Source organism: Nocardia vermiculata NBRC 100427 (assembly GCF_001613265.1).
GTDB classification, from domain to species: domain Bacteria; phylum Actinomycetota; class Actinomycetes; order Mycobacteriales; family Mycobacteriaceae; genus Nocardia; species Nocardia vermiculata.
Genome location: NZ_BDCA01000002.1, coordinates 448194 through 461221 on the forward strand (window position 1 = coordinate 448194; position 13028 = coordinate 461221).

Genomic DNA, 13028 nt, shown 5'->3' on the forward strand with positions numbered 1-13028 from the left:
TCACTCCACCCGGATCACCCGGACCTCACCGTCGGCGCCGTCGGTCGACTCATCCGCAGTGGCGAACCAGTGACTGACCTCGCCCTCGGCCACGTCGTCGGCGGGCGCGCCGGTCGGCAGCACCGACAGGGCACCGGCGGTGGCCGCGGCCAGGAATTCGGCCAGTGCCGCCGAACCCCCCGCCGCAGTGGCGTACGTGGTCGACTCGTAGTCGATCCCGTGCTCCGCGCGCAGGGCGTCGGCCTGCTCGAGCGCCTGTTCCTGGGTCAGGGTGCGCAGTTCACCGTCCGCACCCCGTGCGACGAAGGCCGGATGGTCGTCCTGCAGCGGGCGGACGCGGTCGGCGTAGGACACCGGATGGGCTGCGGCGGCATCGATTTCCGCGCGCATCGCCGGATCGGTCGGGACCAGCCAGCGCACCGACTTCGCCGCCGGTTCCAGTGCGATACCGAAACCCGCTCCCGCGGCGATGATCTCGCCGAAGGACAGTCCGTCAGCGAACAGCGCGGCGGCACCCGCCTTCTGGATCGCCCACAGTGCGATGACGCTGTCCACCGAACGCGGCAACGCCACCGCGACGATGTCGCCGGGGCCCACACCCCGCTCGATGAGCACCCGCGCCAGCTTCGACGACCGCGAATCCACCTGGTGGTAGGCGATTTCGTCCGCACCGGACAGCAGCGCCGGAGCCTGCGGGTCCTCCTCGACCACATCGGTGAGCACCTTCGCCACCGTGCGAGTACCGACCCGGCCCGGTTCGGCCGCCGGCTCGGCGGTCACCGCCGCACCCGCCAGAATCCGGGCCCGCTCCCCCGCGTCGAGGATGTCGATATCACCGACGGCCGCGGCCGCATCGCCGACCAGTGCGTCCAGCACCCGGTCCATCCGCTCGGCGAGGGTGTGCACCTCGTCGGCGGTGAAGCGGCTGGTCAGGTACTTCCAGGTGAACTCGATCGTCGCATCCGCGGTCACCAGCAGAGTCAGCGGATAGTGCGTCGCATCGTTGGTGCCGACACCGGTCACCGACATGCCGTCGATAGAGCTGGCGGCCGCGATCGCGTCGGTGTCCATCGGGTAGGACTCGAATACCAGGAGCGTGTCGAATTGTGCTCCGGCACCGGCGATCCGCTGGATATCGGTGAGACCGATGTAGTGGTGGTCGAGCAGATCGGCCTGATCGCGCTGCAGTCGCTGCAGCAGCTCGCCGACCGGCAGTCGGTCGTCCACCCCGACCCGTACCGGCAGCGTATTGATGAACAGCCCGACCATGGATTCGACCCCGGACAACTCCGGCGGGCGCCCCGACACGGTGGCACCGAAGACCACGTCGTCGCGACCGGTGAGCCGCCCGAGCAGGATGCCCCAGGCCGCCTGCACCAGCGTATTCACCGTGACACCGAGCTCCGCCGCGTACTTGGTGAGGCGGCGGGTGCGCTCGGCGTCGATCTCGGCGACGAACTTATCGATGTCGTAGTGCTCGGGTCCCCGCGCGGGTGGCGCCAGCTGAGTCGGCTCGTCCGCACCTGCCAGGGCTCGTTCCCAGGTCCGCAACGACTCGTCCCGGTCGCGGCCGTCCAGCCAGCTCAGGAAGTTCCGGTACGAGGACACCCGCGGCAGGGCGGCGGTATCACCGCGGACCGCGTACAGCACCAGCAGATCCCGCATCAGCAACGGCATCGACCAGCCGTCCACCAGAATGTGGTGGGTGGTGATCGCCAGATGCCACTGCTCGGCATCGGTCCGGTACAGGGTGAACCGCAGCAGCGGACCCGCCGACATGTCGAAGTGGGTATGCCGGTCCTGCTCGAGCAGGCGCTTCAGCTCCGCAATCCGTTGGTCCTGTGGCAGCTCGGTGAGATCGACACGCTGCCACGGCACCTCGACCCGGTCCCGGATCAGCTGCACCGCACGGCCGCCGGCGTCGGTCACGAACGAGGCCCGCAGGTTCGGATAACGATCCAGGATGGCCCGGCCCGCCGAACGCAACCGCTCCTCGTCGACCATGCCGCCCAGGTCCACCACGGCCTGCATGGTGTAGACGTCGACGGTCTGCTGGGTCAGCATCGCGTGGAACAGCAGACCCGACTGGAGCGGCGACAGCGGCCACACATCGGCCAGACCCGGGTAGTGCTGTTCCCATTCGTCGATCTCGGGCTGCCCGACCTGGACCAGCGGCAGATCCGACGGGGTCAGACCGCCGGCCTCCGGACGCCGGACATGCTCGGCGAGTGCGGTCAGTGCCGCCACCCACAGATCGGCGAAGTCCTGAACCCGTTGCTTGCCGAACAGTCCGGTCGGGAAGGCGAAGGAGGCCGACAGCTGGGCACCCTCGGGACCGTCGGTGACGATCGCGTTGATATCGATCGCCGCGTTGGCGGGCATATCGCGATCCATATCGGCATCGAGCTGCCCCAGATCGGCCACCGGCGCCCAGTCGAAGCCTTCGGTGCCGGAGGCAGTGCCGGTCGCCGAGGCCTGTTCGGCCGGCACGGCAGCGTCCGCACCGTTGCCACCGGCACTCGCACCGGTGTCCGCACGGCCCAGGTAGTTGAAGCTGATCTGCGGTGCGGCCCCGGAAGCAGCCAGTTGCGCACCGCTGTCCGGATCGAGATAACGCAGCAGGCCGTAACCGATGCCCTTGTCCGGCACCGCGAGCAGTTGTTCCTTCACCGATTTCACGATGTCGCTCAGGGCGGTGCCGCCCGCGAGCCCGTCGTTCACATCGGCGTCGCCCAGATCCAGTCGTACCGGGTAGGCGCTGGTGAACCAGCCGACCGTGCGCGACAGGTCCGCACCCGGCACCACGCTCTCCTCGCGGCCGTGGCCTTCGAGTTTCACCAGTGCCGCACCGCCGGTGGTGTCGCCGCGCCACGCGGCCACCGCCAGCGCGAGCGCCGACAGCAGGCCGTCGTTGACGCCGGCGCGGTACCGGTCGGGCACGCCGCTCAGCACCGCATCGGTCACCTCGGCGGGCAGCAGCACTTCGACTCGGTCGACGGTGGCGAAGGTATCGATCGCGGGATCGAAGGCGCGTTCGCCCAGCAATGGATCCGCGGTGTCGCAGATCTGCTGCCAGAACGGCAGTTCCGCGGTCCGTTCCCGGGTGGCGTCGACGAGGGCGTGCGCCCATCGCCGCATGGAGGTGCCGTTGGCCGGGAGCGTCACCGGCTGTGCCGCCTTCAACTGCGACCATGCGACCGCGAGATCCGGGATCAGGATGCGCCACGACACACCGTCGACAACGAAGTGGTGGGCGACGATCACGAGCACGTCCCGGCGCCGTGGAGTGGCAGCGTCTCCGGTCGCGGCGTCGGTGAAGGCGAACCACAGGAACTGCGCCATCACTGCCGCTGCCGGATCGAGGCGGCCGAGCGCGGCGTCGTATTCGGCGCTCGCGCGGCGCGACAATTCCGCATCGCTGATGTCCGCGGGCAGTTCGACCCGATGCACCAGGGCATCGACGTCGACCGCACCCGGCTCCAGGGCCTCGAACTGCCACCCGTCCCCGGTGTCCGCCGCGGCCGCATCGTTGCGCCGCAATCGGGTCCGTAGCACGTCGTGATGGTCGAAGACGGCGGCGACGGTCGCGACCAGGGTTTCCCGATCGGTGTCGTCGGGCAACCGCAGCGCCATGGCCTGCGAGAACCGCTGATACGACGAACCGGTCCCCAGAATCGAGGCCATGATCGGCGTCAGCGGGATCTCACCCACGCCGCCACCCGGCAGCTCGGCGAGCACCTGCTGTTCGGATTCGCCCGCACGAGTGGCGATTTCGGCGAGACCGGCCACGCTGCGACGTTCGAAGACCTCACGCGGGGTGAACAGCACTCCGCGTGCCTTCGCCCGCGACACCAGCTGGATCGACAGGATCGAGTCACCGCCGAGTGCGAAGAAGGAGTCGTCGAGACCGACCTGCTCCACACCCAGCACCTCGGCGAAGACCTCGGCGATGGTCGCTTCCAAGGCACTGCTCGGTGCCCGGAACTCACGCGGCGCGAGCTGCGGTTCGGGCAGCGCCCGCCGATCCAGCTTGCCGACCGGGGTCAGCGGGATCTCGTCCAGCACCACGATCGCGGAGGGCACCATATGCGGTGGCAGTACCTCGGCCACATGCTCGGTGACCCGGGCGGGATCGACCGCGCGGCCGGGAACGCCGAGCACGTAGGACACCAGAATGGTGGCGCCGGCGGCGGTTTCGCGGCCCATGGTGATCGCGAATTCCACATCCGGATGCCGGCCCAGCACCGCATCGATCTCACCGAGCTCGATCCGGAAACCACGAATCTTCACCTGGAAATCGGTACGGCCCACATAATCCAGCTCCCACCGCACCTCCGCCCGAGCGACATTGCCCGCACGCTGCTCCGCCTCGGCCCACCAGCGCACCACATCACCCGTGCGGTACATCCGCGCTCCCGGCGCACCCCACGGGTTGGGCACGAAACGCTCCGCGGTGAGACCCGGCCGCTGCTGATAGCCACGCGCCACCGCACCACCGGAAAGGAACAGTTCACCGGCAACGCCGGGGGGCACCGGATTCATCCGCGCGTCGAGGATCAGCGCCGAGATACCGTGCACCGGAGTACCGATGGTGACGTGCTGCCCCGGCGACAGCCGCGCGTAGGTGGAGATGATCGTCGTCTCGGTCGGCCCGTAGGCATTGAAGTACTTGCGGCCCGGTTCCCACTTGGCGAGCAGCTCCGGCGTGGTCACATCACCACCCACCGACGCCACCAGCAACTGCTCCTGATCGGCCGGATCCATCGTGCCCAGCACCGCCGGCGTGATGATCGTGTGCGTCACCCCCTCGCTCCGCAGCAACTCCGCCAGATCCGGGCCACCGATGAGTTGCGGCGGTGTGACCACCAGGGTGGCACCGACATAGAAGGCGCAGACCCATTCCAGCACCGACGGGTCGAAGCTCGGCGAGCAGATATGCAGGAACCGATGCTGCGGCTCCAGCTCGTACAGGCTGGTCGCCACATCCGCCAAGCCGCCGATACCCGCGTGGGTCACGGTGACGCCCTTGGGCTTACCGGTCGACCCCGAGGTGTAGATGACGTAAGCCGGATGTGCCATCCGCAACGGCACGATGCGGTCCGCGTCGGTGACCGGCGCGGGCGAATGCTGCGCGCACAGTTCGTCGGTCGCGGGATCGTCGAGCACCAGCCAGTCGACGTCGGCGGGCAGTGCACCCACATGTTCCGAGCCGGTGATGCCCAGTACCGCACCGGAATCGGTGAGCATGTGCCGCACCCGATCCTCGGGATAGTTCGGATCCACCGGCACGTGCGCGCCGCCGGCCTTGGTGACCGCGAGGACCGCCAGGACCATCTCGTAGGACCGCGGGAACGACACCGCGACCAGCTTCTCGGGTCCGACGCCGCGCTCGATCAGCACCCGGGCCAGACGCGACGACCGGTCTTCGAGTTCGCCGTAGGTGATGGATTCGCCGTTGTAGCGCACCGCGATCCGGTCCCGGCCCAGCCGTGCACCGTGGCTCATCAGATCCGGCAGCAGCCCGGTCGCCATCACCTCGTCACCGTGGACATGGGTGAGCAGCTCGTATTCGGCGGTGCTCAGCAGCGACAGGTCACCGACCGCGGTGTGCGGCTGCGCGACCAGGGCCTCGAGCAGCCGGGTGAACCGCTGTGCGAACACCTCGACCGTGGCGTCGTCGAACAGGTCACGGGCATAGGAGAATTCGGCGTACATGCCGTTGCGTCCGTCGTCGGACTCCCGGACGGTCAGCGACAGGTCGAACTTCGCGGTGTCGACGTCGAAGTCCAGCGCCGAGACGCTCAGCCCGGGCAGTTCGAAGGTGCTCTCGGGCAGATTCTCGAACGACAACGCCACCTGGAACAGCGGATGGCGTGCGGTGGAGCGTTCCGGATTCAGCAGCTCCACCAGCCGCTCGAACGGGATGTCGGCGTGTGCGAACGCCTGCAGATCCGCATCCTTGGCGTGGGCGAGCAACTGTCCGAAGGTCAGTTCTCCGCGCACGTGGGTACGCAACACCAGGGTGTTGACGAACATACCGACCAGATCATCGAGTTCGGCCTCACCGCGGCCCGCGATCGGGGTGCCGATCGCGATGTCGTCGGTGCCCGACATCCGGGCCAGGAACAGCGCAAGCGCGGTATGCACCACCATGAACAGGGTGGCGTTCTCCTCGCGGGCGGTGCGCTGCAGCCCGGCGTAGAGCTCGTTGCCGATCGGGAACAGCACCCTGCCGCCCTCGAAGGACTGCACCGTCGGGCGCGGACGATCCGCGGGCAGGTTCAGCTCGTCCGGGATGCCGGCCAGCGCGTGCCGCCAGTAGTCGGCCTGTGCGTGCAGCAGGCTCTGTTCGTCGTCCTCGGCGCCCAGCAGATCGCGCTGCCAGATGCTGAAATCGGCGTACTGCACCGGCAGTGGCGCCCAAGCCGGCGCCGCGCCCTCGGCCCGAGCGGCATAGGCGACCATCAGATCTCGGGTCAGCGGTCCCATCGACCAGCCGTCGGACGCGATGTGATGCGCCACGAACACCAGCACGAATTCCGCGTCCGCCACCTGGAACAGGCGCACCTGGAACGGAACCTGGGTGGTCACGTCGAAACCGGTCGTCACCGCCGCGGTGACCGCCGCCGCGACCTCGGATTCCGCGATCCGCACCGGTGCGAGATCCACCGGGACCTCCGCGGGAGACAGCACCCGCTGCACCGGACCGGACTCGGTCTCCGGGTAGACGGTGCGCAGAATCTCGTGCCGGGTGATCAGATCGGCGACCGCCTCGCGCAGTGCCGAGACCTCGAGCCCACCCGAGAGCCGGATCGCGACCGGAATGTTGTTCACCGACGAGGTGGTGTCGAACTGGTTCAGGAACCACATGCGGTTCTGCGCCAGCGACAGCGGCACCAGCTCGGGGCGCGCGCCCGCGGTCAGCGGCGGACGGCCACCGGCACCGGCCTGCTGTTCGACCTTCGCCGCCAGCCCGGCCACGGTCGACGCCTCGAACAACGCCCGCACCGGTACCCGGGTGTCGAGCCGGGCACCCAGCCGCGCCGCGACCTGGGTGGCCAGCAGCGAGTTACCGCCGAGAGCGAAGAAGTCGTCGTCGGCACCGACCCGGTCCGCGCCGAGCACATCGGTGTACACCGCGGCGACTGCCTCTTCGATCGGGGTCGAGGGGGCACGGAATGCGGTGGTCTCGAATTCGGGTTCGGGCAGCGCGCGCCGATCCAGCTTGCCGTTGACGTTGCGCGGCAACGCCTCGAGTTCCACGAAGGCCGCGGGCACCATGTAGGACGGCAGGGCCTCGTTCAGGGCCACCTTCAACTGCTCGAGGTCGATGCTGCCGTGCGCGGGTACCAGGTAGGCCACCAGCCGGTCACCGATCCGCGGATCGGACTTCGCGAGCACCGCCACCTGTGCGATCTCGTCGAGCGACAGCAGCGCCGACTCGATCTCACCGAGTTCGATACGGAAACCACGGATCTTGACCTGGAAGTCGGTGCGGCCCCGGTACTCCAGCTCACCCGCGGCGTTCCAGCTCACCAGGTCACCGGTGCGGTACATCCGGGTGCCGGGGTCGAACGGATTCGCCACGAAACGATCGGCGGTCAGGTCCGGGCGCGCGAAGTAGCCGCGCGCCAGCTGCACACCCGCGAGGTACAGCTCACCCGAAACACCGTCCGGCACCGGATGCAGCCGCGAATCCAGCACGTACACCTGGCTGTTCCATTCCGGCGCACCGATCGGCACCGAATGCTCGTCGGCCTCGGTGACGCGGTGGCTGGTGATCGAGACCGCGGCCTCGGTCGGACCGTAGAGGTTGAACAGCTCGGCGGCGTTGCCGCGCCGCAGCCGCTGCGCGGTCGCCGCGGGCAGCGCCTCACCGATGGCCAGTACGCGACGCAGTGAATTCGCCAGTGCGCCATCTGATTCGGTGAGCAGCGCATCCAGCATCGACGGCACCGCATGCAACGTGGTGACCGACTCGCGGGCCATCAATTCGTTCAAGTAGCCCGGATCGCGATGACCGTCGGCCGTCGCGATCACCAGTCGGCCACCACAGACGGCCGCGGACCAGAACTCCCAGACCGAGAGGTCGAAGGTAGCGGCGGTCTTCAACAGCACCGCGTCGTCGGGGCCGAGACCGAATTCTGCGGTCTTCCACAGCATCTGGTTGGCCACGGCCGCGTGCGGGACCGCCACCCCCTTCGGGCGACCGGTCGAACCGGAGGTGAAGATGACGTACGCGGTGTGCTCCGGGCGCAGGGGCGCCACCCGTTCGGCATCCTCCACCGGCGAGCCGTCTCCCTCGAGGGCGAGCTCGTCGAGGCGGACCACCGGCGCGAGCTCGGTCCCGAACGTCGCGGCGGTGTCGGTCAATACGCACACCACATCCGCGGTGTCGAGAATGTAGCCGGTGCGTTCGGCCGCCTGGTCCGGATCCACCGGCACATAGGCGCCACCGGCGACCGTCACGGCGTACATGCCGATCACCAGATCGACGGAGCGGCGCATGGCCAGCGCCACCCGGGACTCCGGGCCCACGCCGCGCGCGATCAGATGCCGGGCCAGCACATTCACCCGCTGATCGAGTTCGGCGTAGGTGAGGCGGGTGCCGTCGGCGGCAACCAGGGCGGCACGGTCCCGGTGCGTGTCGATGGTGTCGTCCAGCAGTGCGGCCAGCGTCGCGGTCCGGTCCACCGGACGAGCGGTGGCATTACGCTCCGACACCAGCGCGGCGCGTTCGCTCGCCTGCAGCAGGTCGATATCGCCGACCGCCGCCGCGGGCGTCGCCACGATCGTCTCCAGCAATCGGACGAAGCGCTGCACGAAGCCGCCGACCGTCTCCCGATCGAACAGGTCGGTCGCGTAGGTGAAGATCCCGGTGATGCCCTCGGGCGTACCGGTCTCGCTGTAGCGGTCGGTCGCGATCAGGTGCAGGTCGAACTGCGAGAGCTGGGTGTCGAAGTCGACCCCGGAGACCCGCAGCCCGGGCAGTTCCAGCGTGGCCTGCGCCAGGTTCTGGAACGACAGGCCCACTTGGAACAGCGGGTGCCGCGCGGTGGAGCGGATCGGGTTGAGCACCTCGACCAGCCGCTCGAACGGCACGTCGGCATTGGCGAACGCCTGGATGTCGATATCGCGCTGGCGAGCCAGCAACTCGGTGAAAGCGGCGTTTCCGTCGACCTGGGTACGGAACACCAGGGTGTTGACGAACATGCCGATCAGATCGTCGAGCACCGCTTCGCCGCGTCCGGCCATCGGCGTGCCGATCGCGATGTCGTCGGCGCCGGACAGGCGCGACAGCAACACTGCGAGAGCGGTGTGCACCACCATGAACAGCGTCGCACCCTCGGTGCGGGCGAGATCGATGAGCGCCCGGTGCAATTCGGCATCGATGCGCACCTCGACGGTGCCGCCGGCGAAGCTCTGCACGGCCGGGCGCGGGCGATCCGCGGGCAGGTCGAGCTGATCGGGCAGCTCGGCCAGAGCGCGCTGCCAGTACGCAACCTGCTTGGCGGCCAGCGAATCCGGATCGTCCTCGCTGCCGAGCAGCTCCCGCTGCCAGATGCTGTAGTCGGCGTACTGCACCGCCAGCGGCGCCCAGTTCGGTGCCAGTCCCTCGGCCCGGGCCGCGTAGGCGGTCATCAGATCGCGCGTCAGCGGGCCCATCGAGGAACCGTCACCGGAGATGTGGTGTACCACCATCGCGAGGACGTATTCACCTGCGGCGGTCCCGGTTTCGGCGGCATCGGCGGCAGTGTTGTCGGGGCGCACCTCGAGCAGGGCGACCCGCAGCGGCACCTCGGTGGTGACATCGAAGCTGGTGCCCATCAGCGCGAGCACCTCGGACTCCACCCCGGCGGAATCGGTGACCCGGACCTCGAGCTCCGGAATCGCCTGGGCCGCGGGCAGGATCACCTGCACCGGCCCCTCGTCGGTCTGCGGGTACACGGTGCGCAGGATCTCGTGGCGCGCCACCAGATCCGCCATCGCCGCGCGCAGTGCCGAGATGTCCAGCGCGCCGCTCAGGCGTACCGCGACGGGCACGTTGTAGGCGGCCGACGTGGTGTCGAACCGGTTCAGGAACCACATCCGGTTCTGCGCCAGCGACAGCGGGATCCGCGCGGGTCGTGGACCGGCGGTCAGCGCGCGGCGCCCCCCGGCGCCGGCGTGCTGTTCCACCCGCACCGCGAGCGCCGCGACCGTGGACGCCTCGAACAGCAGCCGCACCGGTACCCGTGTATCGAGCGCCTCTCCCAGACGGGCGGCCACCTGCGTGGCCAGCAGCGAGTTACCGCCCCAGGCGAAGAAGTCGTCGTCGCGGCCCATGGTGCCGGTGTCCTTGCTGAGCACCTCGGCGAAGGTGCCGGCCACGATCTGTTCGATCGGGGTCACGGGCGCGCGGAACACCGCCTTCTCGAAGGCCGGTTCCGGGAGCGCGGCCCGATCCAGTTTGCCGTTCGCGTTGAGCGGCAACGCATCCAGCGGCATGAAGACCGACGGCACCATGTACGAGGGCAGCTGCTCCGCCAGCGCGGCCTGCAACACCTGCTTGTCGGTGGCGCTGCCGACCACGTAGGCCACCAGCCGGTCGCCGATGTGCGGATCGGTGTGTGCCACCACCGCGGTCGCGGTGACGCCGGGCTGCCGCGCCAGCACCGACTCGATCTCACCGAGCTCGATGCGGAAACCACGGATCTTGACCTGGAAATCGGTACGACCGCGATAGTCCAGCTCCCCGTCGGCATTCCAGGCCACCAGGTCGCCGGTGCGATACATCCGCTCGCCGGTGCCGAACGGATCGGCGACGAAGCGGTCCGCCGTCAGATCCGCGCGCCCGAAGTAGCCGCGCGCCAGCTGCGTGCCGGACAGATACAGCTCACCCGAGACACCCACCGGAACCGGCCGCAGCCGCGAATCCAGCACGTACACCCGGCTGTTCCACTCCGGCGCACCGATCGGCACCGAATGCTCGTCGGCCTCGGTGACACGGTGGCCGGTGATCGAGACCGCGGCCTCGGTCGGACCGTACAGGTTGAACAGTGCGGCTTCGCCGGCCTCCAGGAACCGGCGCGCGGTCGCCGCGGGCAAGGCTTCACCGATGGCCAACACCCGCTGCAGCGAGGAGCTGAGCATGCCCTCGCTCTCGGTGAGCAGGGCGTCCAGCATCGACGGCACCACATGCAGCGTGGTGACCGCGGTACCGAGCATCAGCTCGTTGAGGTAGGCCGGATCGCGGTGGCCGGCGGGCGCGGCCATCACCAGGCGGCCACCGCAGGCGGCCGCGGTCCAGAACTCCCACACCGACAGGTCGAACGTCGCAGCGGTCTTGAGCAGCACCGAATCCGCGGCGCCGAGACCGAATTCGGCGACCTCCCACAGCAACTGGTTGACAATGGCACCGTGCGAGACCACCACGCCCTTGGGGCGCCCGGTGGAACCGGAGGTGAAGATGACGTAGGCCGCATTCGCCGGAGTGAGCTCGCGCAGTCGTTCCGGCGCGGTGATCGGACCCGACGCATATCCGGACAGTTCCAGGCGATCCAGTTCGATGACCGGTCGCCGCGGGGTCCAGGCCAGGGCCGCGGGCGCCCCGTCGGTCCCGGAGGCCGCCACCGTCTCCGAGGTACTCAGCACACATGCCGGTGCCGCGGTCTCGAGGATGTACTCGATGCGCTCGGCGGGCTGTCCCGGATCGACCGGCACATAAGCGGCACCCGTCTTGGCCACCGCGTACATCGCCACGATCAGCTCGACCGAGCGATCCAGCGCCAGCGCCACCCGGTCCTCGGTACCGATACCGCATTCGATCAGGTAGCGGGCCAGGCGGTTCACCCGGATGTCGAGATCACCGTAGGTCAGCACCTGCTGCGCGACACCGGTCGCTTCCGCGTCTGCCAGCAGCGCAACCGCCGTCGGATCGGCAGCCACCGTCGCGTCGAGCAGCGAGACCAGGGTGGCCTCGGTATCGACCGAATGAGCGGTGTCGTTCCATTCGGAGAGGATTCGCGTGCTCTCCGCCGCGTCCAGTAGGTCGATATCCCCGATCGGGGCGCTCGCGTTCGCCAGTACCGCATCCAGCACCAGCACGAACCGGTCGGCGAAGCTCTGCACCGTCGACTCGTCGAAAAGATCGATGGCGTAACCGAATTCGGTGATGATCTCGGCCGGTGCACCGTCCTCGGCATACCGGTCGTAGAGCGTCACGTGCAGGTCGGTTTTGGCCAGCTGGGAATCGAAATTCACCGCGCTCACCGACAGACCGGGCAACTCCAGTTCGGTCTCGGCCAGGTTCTGGAACGACAGCCCCACCTGGAACAGCGGGTTGCGGGCGGTGGAGCGCACCGGGTTGAGCACCTCGACCAGCCGCTCGAACGGGACATCGGCGTGGGTGAAGGCCTCCAGGTCGCGATCGCGCACATCGGCGAGCAGTTCGGCGAAGCTCGCGTTGCCGTCGATCCGGGTGCGGAACACCAGCGTATTGACGAACATGCCGATCAGATCGTCGAGTTCACGTTCGCCGCGACCCGCGATCGGCGTGCCGACCGCGATGTCGTCGGTGCCCGACAGCCGCGAGAGCAGCACCGCCAGCGCGGCGTGCACCACCATGAACAGCGATGCGTTGTTGGCGCGTGCCAGCTCCTGCAGGCGGGCGTGCCGGTCCGGATCGATCTCGAACCGAATCGCCTTGCCTTGGAATGACTGTGCCGGCGGGCGCGGCCGATCGGTCGGCAACTCCAGCTGGTCCGGCAGACCGGCGAGGGCGGCGGTCCAGTAGGCCACCTGCTGGGCGGCCACCGACTCCGGATCGTCCTCGGAGCCGAGCACCGCCCGCTGCCACAGCGCATAATCGGCGTACTGCACCGGCAACGGAGTCCACTGCGGCACCTCACCCTGCACCCGGGCCGCGTAGGCAGCCATCACATCCCGCGCCAGCGGTCCCATCGAGGAGCCGTCGGCCGCGACGTGGTGCACCGTGAACGCGAGCACATGCTCGTCGACCCGCCCGTCGGGGCCGGTGATGGCGAACA

The 13028-nt window shown here is 68.9% G+C and carries 1 protein-coding gene (only partly in view); it reads right to left on the bottom strand.

What is annotated here, in order from left to right; translation table 11 throughout:
- On the bottom strand, window positions 1–13028 hold the end of the coding sequence (locus NV2_RS05735; RefSeq protein WP_245662457.1) for a non-ribosomal peptide synthase/polyketide synthase. It continues 30832 nt past the right edge of the window; 13028 of the gene's 43860 nt are visible here — the last part of the coding sequence; its start codon lies beyond the right edge, outside the window; it ends in the stop codon at window positions 1–3.